Source organism: Sphingomonas sp. SORGH_AS_0879 (genome assembly GCF_030819175.1).
Classification (GTDB): domain Bacteria; phylum Pseudomonadota; class Alphaproteobacteria; order Sphingomonadales; family Sphingomonadaceae; genus Sphingomonas.
In genome coordinates, this window is the sequence record NZ_JAUTBJ010000002.1 from 2875001 (window position 1) to 2898668 (window position 23668).

Here is a 23668-nt window from a genome sequence, read left to right on the forward strand (position 1 = left end):
CGGTAGAATTCGACCACCTCGGGCATATCGCTGACCGCGCGCGCGAAGGTGTCCAGCCACTCGGCAGAGTGCTCGGCGGTACGGACGCTGACGAACACCGCCATGCCGGCCTCCAGCTTTTCGGGATCGAGCAGCGCGACGCGCTTCAGGATATACCCCTCGTCCTCCAGCCGCCGGATGCGCCGCCAGCAGGCATTTTGGGAGAGGTTCACCCGGATCGCGATCTCCGCGACCGAAAGGCTGGCGTCGGATTGGAGCTGGGCAAGAATGGCAGTGTCAATTTTATCGATCATGGCGCGTTGATCCGCAAATTTCTCACATTCCAACCGCGATTACACCGCAGCTTTGGTATGATTTGGCAGGTGATTCCGCATATTCTTATCGACGAATAAGGAAAAGTCGATGTTGATGACCACCGCGAATCCACCCCATCAGGACACATCCAGCCATGCTTCGGCGGCCGAGCGGCTGGGGATCGTGACGGCCGAGCGCCCGATCGACCGGGATTTTGTCGCCCGTGCGCTGGGCGTGCTCGACCGCGACCGGCGTCGCTGCCCGGAGACGCCGTTGCTGGCGCTTCACCTGCCGGCGGCTCCCTTGATCGATCTCTATATGAAGGACGAGTCGGCGCACCCGACCGGCAGCCTGAAGCACCGGCTGGCGCGTTCGCTCTTCACCAGCGGCGTCGTGGCGGGCGTGATCCGCGAGGGGCGGCCTTTGGTAGAAGCGTCGTCCGGCTCGACCGCGGTATCGGAGGCCTATTTCGCACGGCTGCTCGACCTGCCCTTTCACGCGGTCATGCCCGCCAGCACCGCGCCCGCCAAGATCCGGGCCATCGCCGCTCAGGGGGGGCAGTGCCATCTAGTCGCGCCGCACCGCCTGTATGACGAAGCCCGCGATCTGGCCGATGCGCTGGGTGGGGTCTATCTGGACCAGTTCACCAACGCTGCCCCGGCGACCGACTGGCGCTGCGACAATATCGGTTCGGCGATCCTGACCCAGATGGCGGGCGAGCCGCATGTGGTTCCCGATTGGATCGTCGTCGGTGCGGGCACCGGCGGGACCGCCGCTACCATCGGACGCCATTGCCGCCATCGCGGTCTGCCGACCCGGCTGTGCGTCGCCGATGTCGAACATAGCGCCTTTTTTGCGGGGTATCGCGACGGGGATCCCGCGGCACGCTGCACCCAGCCATCGCGAATCGAGGGGGTCGGACGTCCGCGAGTCGAGCCGTCCTTCCTGCCCGGTACGATCGACCGGATGATGAAGCTGCCCGATGCCGTGTCGATCGCCGGGATGCGGATCGCCAGCGAACTGCTCGGCCGTCCGGTGGGCCCGTCGACGGGAACGAACTTCGTCGCAACCGCGATGCTGGCGCTGGAAATGACGGCCGCCGAACAGGTCGGTTCGGTCGCCACCCTGATCTGCGACCACGGCGCGCGCTATGCCGATTGCCACCATGATCGACGCTGGCTGGCGCAACAGGGCCTTGCCGAAAGCGTCGACGCTGCCGAGATGAGCCTGCGACATATGTTTCTCAAGGATGCCGAATGACCATGAATCCGCTTCTTGCCGATACCGACCTTCCTGATTTCGCCGCGATCCGGCCGGAGCATCTGGTTCCGGCCGTCGACCAGATGATCGCCGACGCGCGCGCCGCCGCCGACCGGATCGGCGGCTCCAACGCCAGCGACTTCGCCGATGTCGTATTGGCCAGCGAGCGGGCGGGCTTCGCGATCGCGCGCGGCTGGTCGCCGGCAAGCCATCTCCATTCTGTCGCCGACACGCCCGAACTGCGCGCCGCCTTTGCCGAGGCGCAGGCCAAGCTGGCCGAATATGGGCTGGAGGCGGGACAGGACCCGCGCCTGTTCGCCGCCTTCAACCGGGTGAACCTGGCGCCGCTGACCGAGGCGGAGGCGCGCGCCGTGGTGCTGGCGCGGCGCGATTTCACCTTGTCGGGCGTCGGGTTGGACGATGCCGCCAAGGCGCGCTTCCGCGAGATCGGGGTCGAGCTGAACAAGCTGACCACCGAATTCGGCAATGCCGTACTCGATTCGAGCGAGGCTTGGAGCGAGCACGTCACCGACGAGGCACTGCTGTCGGGCCTGACCGACAATGCGAAGGCGATCCTGGCCGCCTACGCCGCCGAGAAGGAGTTGGACGGCTGGCTGGTCACGTTGCGCGAACCCAGCGTGCAGGCGATCCTGACCCAGGCCGACAATCGCGACCTGCGGGCGCGCGTCGCGAAGGCCTATGCCACCCGCGCATCGGACCAGGCCGCCGATCCGAGCCATGACAATAGCGCACGGATCGACCGTATCCTGGCGCTGCGTCACGAAGCGGCCCGGTTGCTGGGCTTCAGCGATGCCGCCGCCCGTTCGGTCGAAACCAAGATGGCGCAGTCGGCGGACGAGGCGCTGGCCTTCCTGTCCGACTTGGCCACCCGCGCGCGCCCGCTCGCCGAGCGCGAACTGGCCGAGGCGAGCGCCTATGCCGCCGAGAAGTTCGGCATCGCGAAGCTGGAACCCTGGGACACGGGTTATGTCGCCGAGCATATGCGCCGCGAGCGCTTCGGCGTCGATCGCGAGGCGATCCGGGCATACTTCCCCCTGCCCCGCGTGATGGAGGGCACGATCGCGCTGATCGAGCGGCTTTACGGCATCCGTCTGGTCGAGCGTGCGGGCGTGTCGGTGTGGAACGCCGATGTCCGCTATTATGACGTGCAGGATGCGAGCGGTGAGATCGTCGCAGGGGTCTATTGCGATTTCCATGCGCGTGCAGGGAAACGCGGTGGCGCCTGGATGGATGTGTGCCGTCCGCGCTTCCGCGATGCCGATCGCTTCCACCGGCCGATCGCCTATCTGACCTGCAACTTCCCGCCCGCGACCGGCGACACCCCTGCCCTGCTGGCGCATGGCGATGTCGTCACGCTGCTGCACGAGTTCGGCCATGTGTTGCACCATCTGCTGACCGAGGTCGATCTGCCGTCGATCGGCGGGATTTCGGGCGTGGAATGGGATGCGGTCGAGTTGCCCAGCCAGTTCATGGAGAATTTCGCCTGGGACCGTGCCACGCTGACCGCCTTGTCGGCGCATGTCGAAACCGGCGAGCCGCTGCCCGATGACCTTTTCGCCAAGATGCTGGCGGCGCGGCGTTTCCAGGCCGGGCTGTTCCTGCTCCGCCAGATCGAGTTCGCGACCTTCGACCTGCGGCTCCACCGGGATTACGATCCGGCAACGGGCGGCCGGGTGATGGAGGTGCTGAACGCGGTGCGCGACGAAGTGGCGGTGATCCGTCCGCCGGAGTGGAATCGCTTCCCGCACAGCTTCAGCCACATCTTCGCGGGGGGCTATGCGGCGGGCTATTACAGCTATCTCTGGGCCGAGCTACTGTCGGCGGACGCCTTCGCCGCATTCGCTGAGGAAGGCCAGGCGGCGGGCGACCGTTTCCGCCGCGAGGTGCTGGCACGCGGGGCGAGCCGCCCGGCGGCGGAGAATTTCCGCGCCTTCCGGGGCCGCGCACCGCAGCCGGACGCGCTGCTGCGCCATCACGGGCTGGCGGCGTAATCACAGGGGCCGGGCCGTCGATCGGCCTGGCTTTTTTCCTATCCCGGACGTGCCGAACCATCATCGTCGCGCGAGAGATGTCGACTGATAGAATGCGGGCATGTCCCGTGTTCGCGATCAACTTGCGGTTCATGCAAAGCGCTAGGCCGAACGGTACGATGCCGAAACGCACAAAAGGCCCCACCGGTCAGGTGACGCCGAATTCAATCTGCTGGTGAATGGTGGAGCCGAGGGGGATCGAACCCCTGACCTCTGCAATGCCATTGCAGCGCTCTCCCAGCTGAGCTACGGCCCCATCGATTTCGGCTATGCCCGGCGGGATGCGGGCTTGCCTGTCAGCGGATCGAATCGCGCTGAATCATCCGGCGGAATGGTGGAGCCGAGGGGGATCGAACCCCTGACCTCTGCAATGCCATTGCAGCGCTCTCCCAGCTGAGCTACGGCCCCATTCCGCTGTGGAGGCAGCCCAGTAGCGGGGCCGCCGGGGCTCGGCAAGCACTTTTTTCGAGCGCCCGCCGAGCCGTTCCGACACCTTAGTGTTCGTCGTCCTCGCTGGACGTTTCCACGCCCAGATCGTCGTCGCCACCCAGATCGACTTCATCGTCGGGCGAGGGCTCTTCGTCCTCACCGGTGATGTCCAGATCTTCGTCGTCACCGCCCGCCAGATCGCTGTCGGCTTCCTTGTTTTCGGGCTTGTTCTGCTCGAACGGCAGAGGCTGCTTCGACTTCAGGATGGGCTCGGGCTCCCACTGCGTCCCGCAATTGATGCAGGTGACAGGGTCGTCCTTTTCGAGGTCGTAAAAGCGCGTCGCGCATTTCGGGCACGTACGCTTCGTGCCCCATTCCGGCTTGATCATGCCGTGTATCACCTTTCGGATTGGGTTTTCCGCCGGAGCGAAAAGTGGGCGCGCCTTGCCACAGCGCAAGGCCCCTGTCAAAAGCCCGCGCCATCATGGCGCACACTCTTCCCCAGCCTCGCACCGTGCGAGCCGCCGCCGCCCTTCGCGGCACCATCGCCGTTCCGGGCGACAAATCGATCAGCCATCGCTCGCTGATGCTCTCCGCGCTCGCGGTCGGCGAAAGCCGGGTCGAGGGGTTGCTGGAGGGTGAGGACGTGCTCGCCACCGCCGCCGCGATGCGCGCGATGGGCGCGGATATCGTCCGGCAGGATGACGGGGTATGGGTGATCCACGGCGTCGGCGTCGGCGGGCTGCTCCAGCCCGAAACCGCGCTCGACATGGGCAATTCGGGCACCTCGACGCGCCTCCTGATGGGTCTGGTCGCCAGCCATCCGATCACCGCGACCTTTGTCGGCGACGCCTCGCTCTCCAAGCGCCCGATGGGCCGCGTCATCGAGCCGCTGTCGCAGATGGGCGCGACCTTTCAGGATACGCCGGGCGGCCGCCTGCCCCTGATGGTTCGCGGGATCAGCCCCGCCGTGCCGATCCGCTATACCCTGCCCGTCGCCTCGGCACAGGTGAAGTCGGCGATCCTGCTCGCGGGTCTCAATACGCCCGGCGAGACGACCGTGATCGAGCCGATCGCCACCCGCGACCATAGCGAGCGGATGCTGGCGGGATTCGGTGCGGACCTGACCGTCACCCCCTCCCCCGAAGGCCGGGTCATCACGATTCGTGGACAGGCGGAGTTGAAGCCGCAGAATATCGTCGTACCGGGCGATCCGTCATCGGCCGCTTTCTGGCTGGTCGCCGGCTCGATCGTGCCGGGCGCGGATCTGACCATCACCAATGTCGGCATGAACCCGACCCGCACCGGCATCATCGCCGCGCTGAGGATGATGGGCGCCGATATCACCGAACTCGACGCCCGAATCGTCGGCGGCGAGCCGGTCGCGGACCTGCGCGTCCGTCACGCCCCGCTCTCGGCGATCGAGGTTCCGCCCGAACTGACGCCGAGCATGATCGACGAATATCCCGTGCTGTTCGTCGCGGCGGCCTTCGCCAAGGGCACCACCATCGCTCGCGGGGCGGAAGAATTGCGCGTCAAGGAATCGGATCGCATCACCGCCATGGCCGATGCGCTGGGAGCCTGTGGCGTCGCTTGCGAGGAATATGAGGACGGCATGGCCGTGACCGGCACGGGCGGCGATCCGATCCCCGGCGGCGCGACCATCGCCACGTTGCTCGACCACCGGATCGCGATGAGCATGACGATCGCCGCGCTCCACGCCCGCGAGTCCGTGACGCTGGACGACGCCGCGCCGGCCGCGACCAGCTACCCCATCTTCTTCGACACGCTGGAAAAGCTGGGAGCCTTCGCATGATCATCGCCGTCGACGGACCGGCGGCGAGCGGCAAGGGCACCATCGCCCGCGCTCTGGCGAAGCATTACGGCCTGCCGCATCTCGACACCGGCCTGCTCTACCGCGCGGTCGCCGCGACGGTGCGCGAGATGAATCTGGACCCGACGCGCGAGGCGGATGCCGTTGCGGCATGCGGGTTCGACGACGCGTTGCTGGCCGATCCGTCGCTGCGCGATGACGAGACGGGCAAGCTTGCTTCGATCGTATCCGCGCATCCGCTGGTCCGGGCGGCGCTGCTCCAGCGGCAGAAGCGTTTCGCCAACCAGCCGGGCGGCGCGCTCCTCGACGGGCGCGATATCGGCACGGTCATCGCACCCGACGCCGATGCCAAGCTGTTCGTGAAGGCCAGCCCGCAGGTGCGCGCCCGCCGGCGGCATAATGAGTTGGCTGCCAACGGCTCGACCGCGAGTTTCGAGCAGGTGCTCGCCGACATCCGCGCCCGCGACGAACGCGACAGTGGCCGCGCGGCCGCCCCCCTTACCCAGGCGGCAGATGCGGCTGCGCTGGACACCTCCAGCCTGACGATCGAAGCCGCCGTCGCCCGCGCGATCCAATTCGTCGACGCGCAGGTCGCCGCCAAGACGCGTCCGTAAATTCCTCCCCCTGCAAGGGGAGGGGGACCATGCGCAGCATGGTGGAGGGGTGTCCCGCTATCGAGAGGGCGACACCCCTCCGTCAGGCCTTCGGCCTGCCACCTCCCCTTGCAGGGGAGGAATAGACGCCCCCCTCTCCTTGCGCGAAATCCCCTTTTCGGCTATAGGCGACGCGCTCGCGGACCCTGTTCCGCGGAGAGGCTGACGCGGGGCCATGCCCTCAGCGTCCTTTCCGCATTTCTGGCGGACCGCCGCTTTTCCGTGTTTCAGTACCATCTTCGGGCTTGGTGGCGTCGGCATGGGGTCGGCGCGGCCATCGTCGAAGGTCTTGGGAATCGCCCGGACCGGAGGCGGAAAACTATCAGGAACCTAACCCTTTTATGGCAACCAACCCCCAGCCCACGCGCGACGATTTCGCGGCGATGCTCGATGACATGTTCGGCGGTGCCGACAGCTTCGAGGGTCGCGTCGTGCATGGCACCGTCACCGCGATCGAAAACGACATGGCCGTCATCGACGTCGGTCTGAAGTCGGAAGGCCGTGTGCCCCTCCGCGAATTCGCTGCCCCCGGCCAGAAGGCCGACCTGAAGGTCGGTGACGAAGTCGAGGTCTATGTCGACCGCGTCGAGAACATGCACGGCGAAGCGATGCTCAGCCGCGACCGCGCGCGCCGCGAGGCCGCCTGGGACAAGCTGGAGCTTGAATTCTCGAAGTCGGCCCGCGTCGAAGGCGTGATCTTCGGCCGCGTGAAGGGTGGCTTCACCGTCGACCTGAACGGCGCCGTGGCATTCCTGCCCGGTAGCCAGGTCGATATCCGCCCCGTCCGCGACGTCACCCCGCTGATGGACATCCCGCAGCCGTTCCAGATCCTGAAGATGGACCGCAAGCGCGGCAACATCGTCGTGTCGCGTCGCGCGGTCCTGGAAGAAACCCGCGCCGAGCAGCGTTCGGGCCTGATCCAGAGCCTGGCCGAGGGTCAGATCATCGACGGCGTCGTCAAGAACATCACCGACTATGGTGCGTTCGTCGACTTGGGCGGCATCGACGGCCTGCTGCACGTCACCGACCTGTCGTACAAGCGCGTCAATCATCCGTCGGAGATGATCGCGATCGGCGACACCGTGAAGGTGCAGATCATCCGCATCAACAAGGACACGCAGCGCATCTCGCTCGGCATGAAGCAGCTCGAGAGCGATCCGTGGGATGGTGCCGGTTCGAAGTATCCGGTCGGCGCCAAGCTGTCGGGCCGTGTCACGAACATCACCGAATATGGTGCGTTCGTCGAACTGGAGCCGGGCATCGAAGGCCTGGTTCACGTGTCGGAAATGTCCTGGACCAAGAAGAACGTCCATCCGGGCAAGATCGTGTCGACCTCGCAGGAAGTCGATGTGGTCGTTCTCGAAGTCGATCAGGAAAAGCGCCGCATCTCGCTGGGCCTCAAGCAGGCCCAGGCCAATCCGTGGGAAGCGTTCGCCGCGGCCCATCCGATCGGCTCGACTGTCGAGGGCGAAGTCAAGAACGCGACCGAGTTCGGCCTGTTCATCGGGCTGGACAACGATGTCGACGGCATGGTCCACATGTCGGACATCGCCTGGGGCGTGTCGGGTGAGGATGCCCTCAACCTGCACCGCAAGGGCGAAGTCGTTCAGGCCGTGGTCCTGGACATCGACCCCGAGAAGGAGCGTATCTCGCTCGGCATGAAGCAGCTCGAGCGCGGCGGCCCCGTCGCGGGCGGCGTGGCTGCGGCTGGCGATCGCCTGAACAAGAACCAGGTCGTCACCGTGACCGTCCTCGAAGTCCGCGATGCGGGCCTCGAAGTCCAGGCGGGCGACGATGGTGCGACCGGCTTCATCAAGCGCACCGATCTGGGTCGCGACCGTGACGAGCAGCGCCCCGAGCGCTTCCAGGTCGGCCAGAAGTTCGACGCGATGGTCACCGGCTTCGATCGTTCGAAGAAGCCGACCTTCTCGGTCAAGGCGATGCAGATCGCCGAAGAGAAGCAGGCTGTCGCTCAGTACGGTTCGTCCGACTCGGGCGCGTCGCTGGGCGACATTCTGGGCGAAGCGCTGAAGGCGCGGACTCAGAAGTAAGTCACTGGACCGGGGCATGTTTTTTAAGCATGTCCCGGTTTCGTGCATGTTTGACATAATTAGACATACCCGTTGCTTAATTGTATAATAAAAACACTTTCAGCAGCGAGAAACACAGGTTAGGAACGGCTGGTCTATAGCTTGGGACTAGACGATGATCCGTTCGGAACTGGTGCAGAAAATCGGTCAACACAATCCGGGGCTCAACCCGCGTGAAGTCGAGTTGATCGTGACTATCTTCTTTGACGAAATCACAAAACGTCTTGCGGATGACGGTCGTGTTGAACTGCGCGGCTTCGGCGCCTTTTCGACCCGCTCGCGCGGCGCACGTACCGGACGCAATCCCCGCACTGGCGAAACCGTCGAGGTCATCGCCAAGCGCGTTCCCTATTTCAAGCCCGGCAAGGAAATGCGCGCTCGCCTGAACGTCGAGGCCGGCTGATCCCTTTTCGCGCGCATCCGGCAGTGGAGCGGGAGACAGGCAATACTATCATAGCCTGACGACCGGTCTTCACTTGACCTTTGCGGCGACCTCGTCTCTTCCTGTGCCCGTGCGCGGACGTGGCGAAACCGGTAGACGCTGCCGACTTAAAATCGGCTTCCCCTGGAGTGCGGGTTCGAGTCCCGCCGTCCGCACCATGGCTCAACCCACTCTAAAAGCAGCATTTTTACTGCCGCTAGATGGTTGAGCCAAATGGCGCGAATCAGGCCGCGTGTAATTCTGGTGTAATCCGCTCGCTAAAGCGCATGTCGATTGCGGTTATGGCAGCGTCGATATGCTCGCCATGGATATGGACATAGCGGAGGACCATAAGCATCGTCTTATGACCGCTAATTTTCTGGATCGTAGGCAAATCGATCCCTGCCTTCACCAGACGGGTGATAGCGGTGTGCCGCATGACGTGCGGGGTCACCTTCCTAGGGTCCAATCCCGCTCGCTCTACAACGCGTAGAAACTGCTTTGCCATGCTCACCCGATGAGGATGCTTCCCTTCGCGGCGATGCGAAGGGAAAAGCCATTCAGAGCTATTTCCCCGCCCTTCTAAGTGGGCACGGATCATATCGGTAAGGGCCGGAGTGATAGGTTGCTGACGCTCGCCTGCCTTCGCTTCGGGGATGTAAATACGGCGCGACGCAAGGTCGATATCGCAAACACGAATGCGTACGATTTCCCCATGCCTCATGGCAGTGTTCAGCCCGCAAGCGATGAACAGCCAAATCAGAGGGTCTTGGTCAGCTACCGCCGCCGCCATAAGTTTGGCGATGTCGGAATCGGAGAGGATCACGATACGCTTACGGAGTTCAGCCCCCTTCTCGATCTCTGGCACCGCTTCGGGCTTTAACCACCCCCATTTGACCAACCGGCGAAACAAATGAGACAGGGTAGCCAACTCCCGGTTGACCGTTGCCTGCTTGATCCCGGTTTTAAGGCGTGTCCGCACGTATTCCTGCACCAGCGCCCCGGTGATCGCATTCGCCTTATAAGGGCCGAAAAACGGAACAAAGAGTTGGTCAACATGCTGCCGCTTGGCCTTCATGTTCCGCCCACCGCCCTCTTCCAGGCGCTCCATGTACTTCAACGCCTGCTCGCGGAAGGATGGATGCGACTTCCTGCCCTTGGGGAGGTTTAGGCGCTCCTCGCGAGCCTGCGTCCTTAGTGCCTCCAAAGCCTCTTCGGCCTGATGCCGCGTAACGCCTTCGCTTTCCCTGCCAATGACACGGTGTATGCGTTGGTTATCGACCATCACGTTGACACTGTACGCTATATCGCCGTTAGCCATGCGTTTTGCAGTGATGCCATGCTCAGACAGTGATTTTCCTGGCCCTAGCACTTTGATAGCCGGACGAGTAAGCTTTGTGAATCGAATCGCCATGTCTGCGACGCTATATTGCAAGACTATCTAGAGTCAAACCCCCACGTCCCCGCCATTTCTTTATGGCATCTAAAGTAACGTACGTAATTTTATTACTGTTTTTACTTATAGTTTACTTGATAAAATCCGCATTTTCCGACCGATGCCGCGATTTTGCCTTGACGCCTTCGGGCCACAACATCATATGCGCGCCGCAACGAGGAGCACAATGATGCCACGCCGAGCTACAATCCAAATTACCGTTCATCCTGACGGACGCGTTTCGCGTAAAGATGCTGCTGAATATTTGGGCCTGTCAGCAAAAACTTTAGCGGAACGGCAACGCAAGGGGCTGCGCCCCCACAGCGTAAAGGTCGGTGGTCGACGCTTCTATTTTCTTCAAGAGCTCGACAGTTTTGTTAATCAATAATCTGAAAATCTATTCAACGTCGCATGCCCCTGCCTACAAGAACTGAATATCGTTACACATCAGATTTGAGCCGGTTTAAGAGCACATTTTCCAAAGCCAGTGGACCAGACACAGAGGGGTAAAATTCCTCTGTATGGGGCTATAAACGGAAAATTTGGTGCATCCGCCTACGCATATCGGCATCCAATTGCTCTCTAGGGTTGGATCATCTGCACGTGTGAGAAATCGGCGATAAACGCCCACTCACGCAAATCATTCAATTTAACTTTTTCCGCTCTTCTGCCTGCCCTGAAAATATGGAAAATGAGGCTTACGCGTTAACATTCACATGACCAAATTAAACGTTAGATTTTATTCCTAATGTTTAATTTAGGTCTATTTTTCAACAGTGTTAGCCCGGCGTATGGCGACTTTACGCTTGAATTCCTGCTCTATTCACGCTAGAGCATCCCACGGTTAGGGGATTCGTTCCCCTATACCTATAGAAGGGGCCTCCTTTCTCTTCTCTCTCCCTTCTCTTTCTTTAATTTATAGAAGGATTAAGATTCTCAATAAAAAATAGTAATAATAAGATTACAATATGAATATGATGACTACCGAAGGATTCACTTCACTGAATCCTTATGATGGTTTAGTAACACCATCTTTTGATGAATTCGAAAAAGGAATTTATCTAAATCTTCGTTTAGAGCCTTTTACTAACGAAGCAAAATTTCTGATTGAAGAGATTCTATCAAACTCGACACAGGTCAGCGGCCCCAAGCGCCCCTTTGAGGCAGCCGTAGGCGCGTTGGTAGGTGACATGCTTCGGGTAAGGGCATCTGGGCCGGAGAGATACGGCTTTCGAACCGTAAAAAAGCAGTCTTTCACTGGTGAGTTTGTCGGATACCGACCCTTCATACGGGCAGCAGAACACCTTAAAAACATGAATCTGATAGGTTGGAACAAGGGTCAAAATGCGACCTATGTTTCGGCCGGGATAGCTAGCCGTTTTTGGTCGATGGATTCACTTCTAAGCTTAGCAAAAAGCTTCGGAATAACTCCGGAAAACTACAAGCAGCACTTCCGCCGCCGTTCCGGCATGAGGGGGACAGCAAACTATGTCACCCTAAAGTCAGCTTCTCGGAAAACCAGGGAAACATACGGCGCAAAGATCGCCGGGCGTGACATGGGGCTACCGGTTGGGAACAATCATGTTTTTCGCTATCAACAAGAAATGCGCGCAATAAATGAAGCGCTTTTCAGACATGACTATAGCTTTGAATTTTCCGGTCTGCGTCGCTTGTTTAACAACGGTGATACGACCGGGGAGACCCTCAATGAGGGCGGCAGAATGTACGCTATTGGCGGTGGATATCAGCAGATGCCCAAGGCCAAACGAAGCAAAATACTGATAAACGGCCTACCGACCGTGGAGATCGATTTGTCAGGAAGCCATTATACGATTGCAACGCTCTTGCTTGACCAACCATACAACCGAGACATCGATCCTTACTCGGTACCTGGATATCCACGGGAGATTGTAAAGTCGTTTGTAAACGCCAGCATGGGCAATGGAAAACCGATCCATCATTGGCCCAACCATATTAAAGAATCATACGGTGAAAACGAAGACGGCTTACTCGATGTCAATGAAGCAGATAAAGAAAGTCCACGCAAGGAAAACGAATTAAGAACAGCAACTATCGAAGCAGGAAAGATTTACACCGGTAATCTCGAAGCGGACTGGCCAATCAAAAATATGAAAGCCGATGTGCTCCCTCACTTCCCCATACTTAAGATGATAGAGGACAACGGCATATTTTGGGGCAAGCTTCAATTTGAAGAAAGCTGCGTGATCGTAGAAGCAGTGCATCGGCTGTCGGTTGAAATGGGTATTCCTACGTTGCCAATTCACGATTCTCTGATAGTTCCTAACCAAGATCAAGAAGCGGGGCGTCAGGTTTTTGAACAGTTCTTCTTTGAACGCTTCGGTTCGATTCCACGAATTAAATAAACAGCTATTCAAAGCCCCGTACAGCCAATGTTTTTGGAAGTGGCACCCCGCATCCAAAAACTCGAAAAATCTTCTGTACGGGGCTATATGAGCTATGACGTGACCCCCGTTTCTTCATCCAACTGGAAGTAGAGACCGTCTCCTTAAAGGGACGGACGGAATGAAGCGGAAGCAGTTTTCGGAAGAGCAGATCATCGGCATCCTGAAGGAGGCCGAGGCGGGTGCGGTGGTGACGGAGCTGTGCCGCAAGCACGGGATGTCGAGCGCGACTTACTATGCGTGGAAGGCGAAGTTCGGCGGCCTGGAGGTGTCCGACGCAAAGCGCCTGCGGTCGCTCGAAGAGGAGAACGCCCGGCTCAAACGGCTACTGGCGGACACGATGCTGGACAATGCGGGGTTGAAAGACCTGCTGTCAAAAAAGTGGTGACGCCCGCCGCGAAGCGGCAAGCGGTCGCGCATCTCCAGGCGACGCTGGGGATGAGCGAGCGGCGGGCATGCACGGTCGTTGGGGCAGACCGCACGAGCATGCGGTATCGCTCGTGCCGGGCGGATGATGGCGACCTGCGGTCGCGGCTGCGCGAGCTGGCGCAGCAACGCCGACGGTTCGGCTATCGGCGTCTGCACATCCTGCTGCGCCGGGACGGCATCACGATCAACCGCAAGAAGACCCAGCGGCTCTATCGTGAGGAGGGTTTGACGGTCAGGCGCCGGAAGGGACGAAGGCGCGCCACAGGCAGCCGTGCGCCCGCGTCAGTGCTGGCGCTTCCCAACCAGCGCTGGAGTCTGGACTTCGTCCACGACCAGCTCGTGACCGGCCGTCGGTTCCGCGTGCTCAACATCGTCGATGACGTCACGCGCGAATGCCTTCGGGCGGTGGTGGACACGTCGATCTCGGGCCGGCGGGTCGTGCGCGAGCTGGCCGATCTGATCGCCGAGCGTGGCAGGCCGAAGATGATCGTCAGCGACAACGGGACCGAACTGACGTCGAACGCGGTGCTCGCCTGGTCCGGCGATGCCCGCATCGAGTGGCATTACATCGCGCCGGGCAAGCCCACGCAGAACGGGTTCGTCGAGAGCTTTAACGGTCGCATGCGCGACGAGCTGCTCAACGAGACGCTGTTCTTCACCATCGGTCAGGCCCGCTCGATTCTGGCCCGCTGGGTCGACGACTACAACAACGAGCGTCCGCACTCCTCGCTCGGCTACGCCACTCCGGCAGCCTTCGCTGCCGGGCTCGAACAGCAACGGGCGGGGTTAACCCCGCCCGTTGCTTCACCTGCGCTTATGCGCGAAAACCACGGTCGGTCTCTGGTTGCCGCTGGATGAAAGACCGGGGTCACGTCACCGCCACCAATTGGGACGTGAACTGGCCCCCATTTCGACCGGACGGATTTGAGCCTAGGAAGGAGGCTTGGGGCTATCCCCTGAGCATAGGCTTATGTCCGTGTCCGAGATCATCACCGACGGCGGTCGTCGCCGTCACTGGAGCACGCCCGAGAAGCTGAGGATCGTCGAGGAGACGCTCGATGGTCGGGAGAGCATATCGGTGGTGGCGCGCCGCAACGGCGTGGCGCCGAACCTGCTGTACCGTTGGCGGCGGCTGATGCTGGAAGGCGGGAGCGTTGCAGTTGCCGGCGACGACGACGTGACCAGCAACCGGCAGGTCCGCGAGATGGAAACCCGCATCCGCGAACTGGAGCGCCAGCTCGGGCGCAAGACGCTGGAGGTCGAGATACTGAAGGAGGCGCTGGAGCGCTCGCGCCCAAAAAAAGCGAGCTTGCTCATGCACTCGCCGCTGCCGGAGACTATCCGGTGAGCCTGGTCGCCAGCACGCTCGGGGTCGGGCGTTCGACGGTGTACGACCGCCTGACGGGAACCACCAGGACGCGCGGGCCGTACGCCAAGGCCGACGACACGGATCTGCTGCCCTGCATTCGCCAGATCGCCGCGCAACGGCCAACATACGGCTACCGCCGCATCGCGGCGGTCCTCAATCGGCAGCGGCGCGCCGAAGGACTTGCGCCGGTCAACCACAAGCGCGTCTACCGCATCATGGCGGCGGACCGCCTGCTGCTGGCGCGGCGCTACGCCGAGCGAGCCGACTATGGGCATGACGGCGTCGTAGTGACGATCCGCTCGAACCTGCGCTGGTGCTCCGACGGCTTCGAGTTCACCTGCTGGAACGGTGAGGTCGTGCGCGGTGCCTTCATCATCGACGCCCATGACCGCGAGATCATCTCGTGGCGCGCGGTTGCCAATGCCGGCATCAGCGGCTCGGACGTGCGCGACATCATGCTGGAAGCCGTGGAAACCCGCTTCGGCACCATGCGCGCGGCGACACCGGTCGAGATGCTGTCGGACAACGGTTCGGCCTATACCGCCTGCGAAACACGGACCTTTGCCCGGCAGCTGGGCCTCAAACCCTGCTTCACCCCCGTCCGCAGCCCGCAGTCCAACGGCATCTCGGAGGCCTTCGTCCATACCCTCAAACGGGATTACGTCCGCGTCTCGCCGCTGCCGGACGCACTCACCGCGTTGACATCGCTTGCCGGATGGATCGAGGACTACAACGACAACCACCCCCATTCAGGGCTCAAAATGCGTTCGCCGCGCGAGCATCGCGCACTGGTTTCTGCAACCGCTTGAACCCGTCCGGTGAAACGGGGGCCAGATCACCCCTGAGCATAGGCTTATGTCCGTGTCCGAGATCATCACCGACGGCGGTCGTCGCCGTCACTGGAGCACGCCCGAGAAGCTGAGGATCGTCGAGGAGACGCTCGATGGTCGGGAGAGCATATCGGTGGTGGCGCGCCGCAACGGCGTGGCGCCGAACCTGCTGTACCGTTGGCGGCGGCTGATGCTGGAAGGCGGGAGCGTTGCAGTTGCCGGCGACGACGACGTGACCAGCAACCGGCAGGTCCGCGAGATGGAAACCCGCATCCGCGAACTGGAGCGCCAGCTCGGGCGCAAGACGCTGGAGGTCGAGATACTGAAGGAGGCGCTGGAGCGCTCGCGCCCAAAAAAAGCGAGCTTGCTCATGCACTCGCCGCTGCCGGAGACTATCCGGTGAGCCTGGTCGCCAGCACGCTCGGGGTCGGGCGTTCGACGGTGTACGACCGCCTGACGGGAACCACCAGGACGCGCGGGCCGTACGCCAAGGCCGACGACACGGATCTGCTGCCCTGCATTCGCCAGATCGCCGCGCAACGGCCAACATACGGCTACCGCCGCATCGCGGCGGTCCTCAATCGGCAGCGGCGCGCCGAAGGACTTGCGCCGGTCAACCACAAGCGCGTCTACCGCATCATGGCGGCGGACCGCCTGCTGCTGGCGCGGCGCTACGCCGAGCGAGCCGACTATGGGCATGACGGCGTCGTAGTGACGATCCGCTCGAACCTGCGCTGGTGCTCCGACGGCTTCGAGTTCACCTGCTGGAACGGTGAGGTCGTGCGCGGTGCCTTCATCATCGACGCCCATGACCGCGAGATCATCTCGTGGCGCGCGGTTGCCAATGCCGGCATCAGCGGCTCGGACGTGCGCGACATCATGCTGGAAGCCGTGGAAACCCGCTTCGGCACCATGCGCGCGACGACACCGGTCGAGATGCTGTCGGACAACGGTTCGGCCTATACCGCCTGCGAAACACGGACCTTTGCCCGGCAGCTGGGCCTCAAACCCTGCTTCACCCCCGTCCGCAGCCCGCAGTCCAACGGCATCTCGGAGGCCTTCGTCCATACCCTCAAACGGGATTACGTCCGCGTCTCGCCGCTGCCGGACGCACTCACCGCGTTGACATCGCTTGCCGGATGGATCGAGGACTACAACGACAACCACCCCCATTCAGGGCTCAAAATGCGTTCGCCGCGCGAGCATCGCGCACTGGTTTCTGCAACCGCTTGAACCCGTCCGGTGAAACGGGGGCCAGATCAGGACGGGTGAGGCGGAGCCAATTCCAAGGCTTCCACTACAGGGGCAGTTAGCCGACGCTCATAGTTACCATCGTCCAGAATGGCTGCCACTGCCTATGGTTGATGTTCCCGTCCAGATTTGCAGCAAGATCGCCATCATGGCGGGTTTTTAGAGACACACGGGTCGCCTCCATTTGCTTTTCAGCGCATCCGCCTACGAGGTTTGCAAAAACATTTTCTATTTCAGGCTTGGCTCTTTTTAAAATGGAACTTCATCATCGTCATCGTCGCCCAGTTCGAAGAGATTGAAGCCAGACGTCCAATCCGAATCCTGGGAGCCGTAATCTTCTCCAAGCTTTTCGTAACGACGAGGCCTTCCTGAGTCGTCATTCTCTACATATATTGCTCCTGGCAGTACTGCATATCGCCTCCCTTTCAAGCTTGACCTCAATCGTGAAGCGATACCGGGGAGCTCCAATGCAAGGTTTGTTGCAGATGCATCAAAGAACGAAACACCGCTATCCCTCAAAATTTGGAAAAGAGGACTGGCTTCAACCGCTTCGGCAGCTCCGGGCAATCTCCAACTCTTTCTTATTGCAGCTTCATATATTAGCAGCCAATGCTCTCCGTGAAGGTCCTGTGCCTCAACCGGGGACATCCAATCTGATATGGCACCTCTACCTGTCAGCAGCCCGCGCGCACGAAGCATGAATACAAGGCATGCACACATACTATTCTCTACACGAGCTACTAACGCAGTCGCTTTGGCACTAAGCTTCAATTCTAAAGATCGACACAACCACAATGTCCATACGACTTCGTAGTGATTGTTGTATGGTGCATGGGCTTCTATCATATATTCCGCGAATTTTTGTACGCGGTCAGATATTTCATACCCTATAGCCGCATATGTGCACAGTATCTTTATGACTGAATCAAGGCAATTTGAATTTTCTCTTGCCACTCTAATAAGATATGACTCGTATATCTCCCAGTTTTGTCGCATTATCGAAATGCGGGAGGTTTTCCTGATAGAATAAGACGCTATGCTCTCATCAGGCCATGTTTTTGAAAGTCGCACGATTTCGGTGAAGAATCGCATAAGATCGCGACGCTGGTCTGTGCCAGAAGAGATTTTCATTTGTGCAATATCGCCGGGCCACGTCTCTTCGTTAAATTCCAAAGAATCGATTATTCGTGTCTTGTCGGCATTCAGTTGGAGATCAAATTCCAATACTGACTCACGTAACGCCGCCAAGAATGTCTCGGCGTCTACATGTGAATCAAAGCACAGAAAAAAATCATCCATATATCTATAGCCGCCCTTTAGCCCCTCCATGACCTTCGTCGGGATTAGCGACTCGATGGCTAAAAGAATGATCTCCGATATAATTCTTGACGTGTCCGGCCCAACAGGTATCCCTACGGTTTGACCATCTTGGCAGGATCTCATTAGTAGGTCTAATTTATTCCCGTACACTGTTGGATCATCTAAGCGCCTATTTCGCTTGCCAACCTTTTTAGTGTGAAGGGCCCAGGGAATGGAATGGGTATAAATCGTATGATAGAAGCTCAAAACGTCTGTTTGCAAAATAACTTTTGTCGTTGAATATGCTTTTATTCGAATTTCTCCCAGCCTTGATATCTTAGGCATGGCAACCGCTCGGCCATCGCCTTCAACGATATTTACCGTTGTTAAACTTAAATTTGATAAACCCGACAGATTTTCGAGTTTATCTTGATGCTCTGCAATGAGATCAGAAATATAATATTGGTTTATAGGATTTGGAACGCCAAGCATTCTCCGGGAATGCCCCTTTCTTGCCATATTAAATCTGGCAAACCGAGATAGGGGAGGATAAGCGCGGCGCTGTTGAGCGTTCAGTCCTGCCTCATGCGCAGACAACAATGGTATGATTTGATCCAATTTGTCTGAAAATCTTTGTGTAGTGAAAGGCGGTGGAAGCTCCTTAGGGAAATATCCCCGGCCAATAAGAATTTTCAGCCGAGCTTCCTTATCCATACCTCTTCTCCTTTAACCGCCAATGATATCTACAATCATGTATAGCGCAATGACATTTTGCCTACGCAAAGCTCCATTTTGGCGATGAAGTGCAATCGTTTGCGGATGGTAATAGATAGGCTTTGGCCTTTAACGACGGATGTCAGCCATAAACACCAAACCGCTAGAAGGCCCTACTCAAATCAACACCATTGCAACCTTACGCTACCAATATGATTACAAGGTCATAGCAAAGGAGCGATCATGTCGGACGAAGCCGTAAACGTGAATGCCGTAGAGTTGGCAACGGACCTGACTATCGCGTGGTTGGGCAACCCGAACACCCGTACCCCTGCCGATGAAGTACCCGCCTTTCTCGGCAAAATGCATGAAACGGTGTCAGCATTGCTCGGCGGCGGTAGTGCCCAAGCCGCCGAACAAGGGGCTCCTACCGAATACACCCCCGCTGTATCGGTTCGGAAGTCGCTGGCCTCCAAAGACCACATTATCTCGATGATCGACGGCAAGCCTTACAAAACGCTTCGCCGTCACCTCGCCACCAACGGCCTTACCCCCGAAGAGTACCGGGATCGCTATGGCCTTAAGGCTGATTATCCCATGGTTTCCGAAACGTATTCGGAAAGCCGTCGCGCGATGGCGAAAAAGATCGGCCTGGGGCGCAAGCCCGGTCAAAGTCCGAAGGCGGCACAAGCTGCAAAGCCGGAAGCGAAGCCCACACGTAAGGGGAAGTCGATCTCGGATGCCAAGGCCGCTGCACAGGCACATTTGGGCAGCTCTAGCGAATAGTCGAGACGGGGACAGGGCCAACCCTGCCCCCCCTCCAACGTCACTCATCCTCGGCGGCTACTAGGGCATCCATCAATTGGCCCCGTAGGCGCGTCCTCCCCGCCACGCTCCGACAGAATGCGTCATCTGCAAAAGCGCGATAGACGCTGGCCCGACCGATACCCAACCGCTTGGCAATCTCGGTAGCGCCGATACCTTCTGTACGAAGAGCATTGATCGCGGTGATATCGATCGAAGGCTTCCGCCCCTTATAAACGCCAGCAGCTTTGGCCTTCGCAATGCCCTCCATCTGACGCTCCTTACGGATTGCGGTTTCAAACTGGGCAAAAACACCAAGCATTTGAAGAAAGGCAACGCCAGCGGGAGTCGAGGTATCAATCGGCTGCTCTGTTGCCCGCAAAAAAGCCCCCCGCTCTTTCAGCATGGCAACAATCTTCTCTAGATCGGCAACCGACCGCGCAAGGCGGTCAATCCGGGTGACCATCAGCGTATCGCCAGAGCGGATAAAGGATAAGATCGTATCCAATTCTGCCCTACCCTCGACCGTCGTGCCTGAACGCTGCTCCGACCGAATGATAGTGCAACCGGCGGCGCGCAACGTGGCTTCCTGGATTTCGCAATTCTGATCGTCGGTGGAAACGCGGGCGTAGCCGATGATGGTCGACATGGCGGAATGTCCCAATAGCCTCTAGACCAAAACACTCTGCTGTCTCAACCAGCGTAAGTCAACCCTATTGGGACAGCCCCAGCGTCTCATTCATTTGTCTCGTTCGGGTATACCCATTTGACTGCATCTGCTGTTACCAGGCAACGCCCTTCCAGTGGCATCTCCTACGGCTAAAACGGCGATCCACATGAGGCTGAGTCAGGAATGCCGCCTGGGAAGCTGCGTACGAGCGGAAACCCAATTAAAGCGGACCAAGCGCTCGATCTGAATTCTTCAAGTGTAATGGCGCGTCGGAATTTTTTGCTGCCGCCGCACAATCCTCGCTTTGCTGGCAGCCATCAGCATAAACGAGTCGCCTGACGCGAAGCCTGTGACTTACCTTGGGACATTGCTATCTGATGGGGTTGCAAGATGCGAAAATCGCGAATAGCCTGCGGTTAGCGAGGTCAAGATGATTAACAGGCTGTATTTGGGTAACTTTAGGGCGTTTAAAGATCAGGAATTTAAGTTCCGACGCCTAAATATATTTGTAGGAAAGAACAATTCTGGCAAATCTAGCGCCATTAGCGCGCTCAATGTGTTGGCGCAAACATTCAATGACCAAGACTTGGATGGAACCCCACTACTGTTAAACGGTCCATTTGATAATCTCGGTACATATATTGACGTCGTGAATGGCAACCACCCGCGCCGGAAAATATCAATAGAGATAGACGTGGACGGGTATCATTTAAAGACAGAATACAAATACAGAACGCAACGCCGCCAGATAGATCTTACTTACTTTGAATTATTCAATAAGGGCAAGTCTACAGTTCGCTTTGTTCAAAGGAAAGATGCCTATGATTTCGCGATAGGCGGGGAAGCATATGAAAAGCTTTTTCCTGACATGCCTAAACGTCGACCGCGTTTTAGAAATTTCTGGCCAATTACGCTTGGGGTAAATAGGTTCGCGCCCGCCCCAGGAGGCATGGCCGCGTCTAGCAGCAAGGTTCGAGATGCAGAGCGGGTCGTACTACAAGCCCGCAGATCGTTCGATGCACATTTCTCTAGCTTCGATACCATTTCGCCATTTCGAGACAAGCCGCAACGAACTTATCTATACTCTGGGGAAACCGCACGCAAAATCGGGGTCACTGGATCGAATACAGCTACCATGCTTGCGTCTGATTCAGCAAAGCGAGGTTCGCAGAAAAAGCATTTGGTCGATAACATATCAAACTGGTTTCAATACACCGGCATAGCCAAGGGCCTTGAAGTTGTCAGCTTAACTCCGCGCCATTTTGAAATATGTCTTATAAGCAATGATGGCACTAAGCACAACATTTGTGATGTTGGCTTTGGATGCAGTCAAGTTCTACCGGTTCTAACCGCAGGGCTAAATCTTTTTGGTGCCGATAACAGCCCGAGGCATTCCCAGATATTGGTTGTGCAGGAACCCGAGATACATTTGCACCCGAATGCACAGGCCGCGATGGGCTCCTTCTTTGTTAGCCTTGTATCAGGCGGCGGACAGGTTTTTGTTGAAACACACAGCGATAATATGGTTCTAAGGATTGCCCGGCACGTCGCGCTCGGCGACATACCTTATCAAGACGTTGCTATATTTTTTGTTTCAGACGAGGGGGAGGAGCGGGTGACGCCTATTCACCTGACCCAATCCGGTAAATTTGTACCCGACTTTCCAGGCGGCTTCTTCCCGCAAAGACAAGCCGAGAGCTTGGAAATTGCCCGAGCAGGATTAAGGCCTCATATTGTGCCTGAGCCATCCCAGCAGATGACTTTCGTCTACCCGGAATTGAAGAAATGAATCCGCATGTAGTAGACGCAAACGTCATGAATTCTTTCCAGAGAGAAAGACTGCATGAAGATGATACTGTTGCTTCGGAGGCTATAGCGCACGCCACGACTAATAATTACATTGTTCTTGATGAAGGCGGACAATGTCAGCAGGAATGGCTAGATTGTGCGGGCGGCTCCTATCCTCTGCATTTGCAAGATTGGTTGGCCGATATGATGGTGACCCAGCAGATTCGGCTTGCGCGACTTTGCGCGGACTCAATGCACAAAGAACTCAATAACCTTGGCATACCAAAAAAAGATCATAAGTGGGTTAGATTAGCCATTGGATCAAACAGTAAGATAATATTAACTGACGACATAGATTTATTTGATCCGACCAAGAAAAATTCCTCATCCAGCAATATTGCCAACATTAAGGCAAAGTGTGCCGGGCCAGTATCTAAACACCTGAAAAAAAGACATGGTATATGCGTGGCTACGCCAACGTGGTTTGTCAGTAACAAGCACAATGAGGAAGCTGTTGATACGTAGTTCTAAGTGGCCCTGACGCTTATACCCTCCGACGCCTTCAAAGCGACACGTGAGTAGTCAATGATCTCTGGATCGCCGCCGCGTCGCACGTCCGCAACATTTCTCTGTGTTTTCCGAAGGCCTTGGTCATACCCGAGCCTATCGATGTAGCTTTTTGCTTGCTTGTAGTGTTCGCTTTCCATCGCTTGATGCTAGACAACGCCACAGACAGCGCAACCCGGTTGTACTCGGGTTGGCCCAGACACCCATCTGGGCTTAATTATGAGGGCTTACCCATTCCCAGCGTTGACCCAGGAGTGTTGTAAAACCCTGCAAAATTTCAACAGCGTATGCAGAGTGGGGTACTGATACCTAAACGTCCAGCGCTGTATAAAAGTAGCAGGGTTTTCCTGCAAAAAATGAACCTATCGGCCGTTTTTTGCGCGCTCCCGATCCATGTCGCGAAGCTTTTCATCAATCCGTGCTATTTTTACGGGATCAATAACGCCATTTTTCCTGCAACCACGAGGAAGGGGACGAACAGGGTGCAATGGGCACGATGTCACAGAACAAACTGCAATCTGCTCCAATGCAGTACCAGGACTTAAGTGATCAAAATTACAATCTTTACACATCAACTCAATATTCAATTTTAAGCTCATTATTTCAACTTTTGCTTGTCGCTCCGTTTCTCTATGCGCACTACGGCCCGACGTTCGCCTCCCATAACTTACTTGCTTGTCTAAATCAACAGAAACTACGTAGATTTGCAGTGCCGCATCTGTCGCGTGTCGATTTTAACTCTATGGCACTTAATATTATGACTTTACCTCATCGGAATATCTATAACGACCACTTCCCTAGTCATTCTTTCGAGTGGTATTGGGTTAGTCATAGACCCCCTGTCGCTTCTATTTTTCCGACGTCAGACCGCGTGTAATTCTGGTGTAATCAATGCCGGAAAAGGGGGGTAAAAGGGGGTATTTCTGGGTATCAGCCCTAAGCACGGAGCGCGGCTAAAGGCATGAAATTAGGTCGAAATAGGCATATTTGGGGATATGTCCCCTATCGACTTAAAATCGGCTTCCCCTGGAGTGCGGGTTCGAGTCCCGCCGTCCGC

The 23668-nt window shown here is 58.1% G+C and carries 19 protein-coding genes and 3 tRNA genes (1 of these 22 only partly in view); 15 read left to right on the forward strand and 7 right to left on the reverse strand.

Annotated elements, in window-relative coordinates; translation table 11 throughout:
- A protein-coding gene (locus QE379_RS14005; RefSeq protein ID WP_307001364.1) for an Lrp/AsnC family transcriptional regulator crosses the window boundary here: on the reverse strand, positions 1-293 show its 5' portion. The gene continues 169 nt to the left of window position 1, outside the view; only the first 293 of its 462 coding nucleotides appear in the window; the start codon lies at positions 291-293; its stop codon lies beyond the left edge, outside the window.
- 115 nt (positions 294-408) lie between these two features.
- Between QE379_RS14005 and QE379_RS14010 the strand changes: the two genes are divergently transcribed.
- Together QE379_RS14010 and QE379_RS14015 are read left to right on the forward strand one after the other, a co-directional pair.
- The gene (locus QE379_RS14010; RefSeq protein ID WP_307001366.1) at positions 409-1554 is read left to right on the forward strand and encodes a PLP-dependent cysteine synthase family protein; all 1146 of its coding nucleotides are present in this window, start codon (positions 409-411) and stop codon (positions 1552-1554) included.
- Positions 1551-3566, forward strand: a complete 2016-nt coding sequence (locus tag QE379_RS14015; protein WP_307001369.1) for a M3 family metallopeptidase — start codon at positions 1551-1553, stop codon at positions 3564-3566. Before QE379_RS14010 ends, QE379_RS14015 begins: the two co-directional genes overlap by 4 nt.
- A gap of 219 nt (positions 3567-3785) precedes the next feature.
- Here the strand turns inward: QE379_RS14015 and QE379_RS14020 are convergent.
- The 3 genes from QE379_RS14020 to QE379_RS14030 all read right to left on the reverse strand — a co-directional run bounded on the left by QE379_RS14020 (position 3786) and on the right by QE379_RS14030 (position 4423).
- Positions 3786-3861 (reverse strand) — tRNA-Ala (locus QE379_RS14020).
- Positions 3862-3937: 76 nt separating this feature from the next.
- Positions 3938-4013, reverse strand: a tRNA-Ala gene (locus QE379_RS14025).
- Between the two features lie 86 nt (positions 4014-4099).
- Positions 4100-4423 (reverse strand): TIGR02300 family protein, encoded by a 324-nt coding sequence (locus QE379_RS14030; RefSeq protein ID WP_058717749.1) that lies wholly within the window; start codon positions 4421-4423, stop codon positions 4100-4102.
- 95 nt (positions 4424-4518) lie between these two features.
- Here QE379_RS14030 and aroA point away from each other — a divergent pair, with 95 nt between their 5' ends.
- From aroA to QE379_RS14055, 5 genes are all read left to right on the forward strand, one after another.
- Positions 4519-5850: a 3-phosphoshikimate 1-carboxyvinyltransferase gene (gene aroA / locus QE379_RS14035; protein ID WP_307001373.1), complete on the forward strand. Its 1332-nt coding sequence runs from the start codon at positions 4519-4521 to the stop codon at positions 5848-5850.
- Complete coding sequence (cmk, locus tag QE379_RS14040) at positions 5847-6482, forward strand: (d)CMP kinase (RefSeq protein WP_307001375.1); 636 nt, start codon at positions 5847-5849, stop codon at positions 6480-6482. Before aroA ends, cmk begins: the two co-directional genes overlap by 4 nt.
- A gap of 380 nt (positions 6483-6862) precedes the next feature.
- Positions 6863-8572, forward strand: a complete 1710-nt coding sequence (gene rpsA / locus QE379_RS14045; RefSeq protein WP_175310703.1) for a 30S ribosomal protein S1 — start codon at positions 6863-6865, stop codon at positions 8570-8572.
- A gap of 154 nt (positions 8573-8726) precedes the next feature.
- Entirely contained in the window at positions 8727-9014 is a 288-nt protein-coding gene (locus QE379_RS14050) for an integration host factor subunit beta (protein ID WP_307001377.1), read from the forward strand.
- Between the two features lie 113 nt (positions 9015-9127).
- Positions 9128-9211: transfer RNA gene (locus QE379_RS14055), tRNA-Leu, on the forward strand.
- A 65-nt stretch (positions 9212-9276) separates the two neighbouring features.
- Here the strand turns inward: QE379_RS14055 and QE379_RS14060 are convergent.
- The gene (locus QE379_RS14060) at positions 9277-10446 is read right to left on the reverse strand and encodes a site-specific integrase (RefSeq protein WP_307001379.1); all 1170 of its coding nucleotides are present in this window, start codon (positions 10444-10446) and stop codon (positions 9277-9279) included.
- 211 nt (positions 10447-10657) lie between these two features.
- Here QE379_RS14060 and QE379_RS14065 point away from each other — a divergent pair, with 211 nt between their 5' ends.
- The 5 genes from QE379_RS14065 to QE379_RS14085 all read left to right on the forward strand — a co-directional run bounded on the left by QE379_RS14065 (position 10658) and on the right by QE379_RS14085 (position 16751).
- Positions 10658-10855 carry an AlpA family transcriptional regulator gene (locus tag QE379_RS14065; RefSeq protein ID WP_307003236.1) on the forward strand — a complete coding sequence of 66 codons (198 nt, stop codon included), beginning with the start codon at positions 10658-10660 and terminating at the stop codon, positions 10853-10855.
- Between the two features lie 580 nt (positions 10856-11435).
- A complete protein-coding gene (locus tag QE379_RS14070) occupies positions 11436-12851 on the forward strand; it encodes a hypothetical protein (protein ID WP_307001381.1) in 1416 nt (471 codons plus the stop codon).
- A gap of 160 nt (positions 12852-13011) precedes the next feature.
- A protein-coding gene (locus QE379_RS14075) for an IS3 family transposase (RefSeq protein WP_373461696.1) occupies positions 13012-14177 on the forward strand; the annotation gives its coding sequence in 2 pieces (ribosomal slippage) (positions 13012-13273 and positions 13273-14177; 1167 coding nt in all).
- Between the two features lie 112 nt (positions 14178-14289).
- A protein-coding gene (locus QE379_RS14080) for an IS3 family transposase (RefSeq protein WP_306998613.1) occupies positions 14290-15497 on the forward strand; the annotation gives its coding sequence in 2 pieces (ribosomal slippage) (positions 14290-14614 and positions 14614-15497; 1209 coding nt in all).
- Positions 15498-15543: 46 nt separating this feature from the next.
- Positions 15544-16751 (forward strand): IS3 family transposase gene (locus tag QE379_RS14085; protein ID WP_307000024.1). Its coding sequence is split into 2 segments (ribosomal slippage): positions 15544-15868 and positions 15868-16751, totalling 1209 coding nucleotides; the frame shifts between segments, so codons are not numbered across the junction.
- Between the two features lie 267 nt (positions 16752-17018).
- On the opposite strand, the gene QE379_RS14090 is transcribed toward QE379_RS14085, so the two are convergent.
- Entirely contained in the window at positions 17019-18782 is a 1764-nt protein-coding gene (locus QE379_RS14090; RefSeq protein WP_307001384.1) for an RNA-directed DNA polymerase, read from the reverse strand.
- Positions 18783-19025: 243 nt separating this feature from the next.
- Here QE379_RS14090 and QE379_RS14095 point away from each other — a divergent pair, with 243 nt between their 5' ends.
- The gene (locus QE379_RS14095) at positions 19026-19568 is read left to right on the forward strand and encodes a MucR family transcriptional regulator (RefSeq protein WP_307001386.1); all 543 of its coding nucleotides are present in this window, start codon (positions 19026-19028) and stop codon (positions 19566-19568) included.
- A gap of 40 nt (positions 19569-19608) precedes the next feature.
- Here the strand turns inward: QE379_RS14095 and QE379_RS14100 are convergent, their stop codons facing one another.
- Entirely contained in the window at positions 19609-20235 is a 627-nt protein-coding gene (locus QE379_RS14100; RefSeq protein ID WP_307001388.1) for a recombinase family protein, read from the reverse strand.
- A gap of 451 nt (positions 20236-20686) precedes the next feature.
- On the opposite strand from QE379_RS14100, the gene QE379_RS14105 reads away from it, so the two are divergent.
- The gene (locus tag QE379_RS14105; protein WP_307001390.1) at positions 20687-22045 is read left to right on the forward strand and encodes an AAA family ATPase; all 1359 of its coding nucleotides are present in this window, start codon (positions 20687-20689) and stop codon (positions 22043-22045) included.
- A 26-nt stretch (positions 22046-22071) separates the two neighbouring features.
- Positions 22072-22569 (forward strand): hypothetical protein, encoded by a 498-nt coding sequence (locus QE379_RS14110; protein ID WP_307001392.1) that lies wholly within the window; start codon positions 22072-22074, stop codon positions 22567-22569.
- Positions 22570-23668 lie beyond the last annotated feature (1099 nt).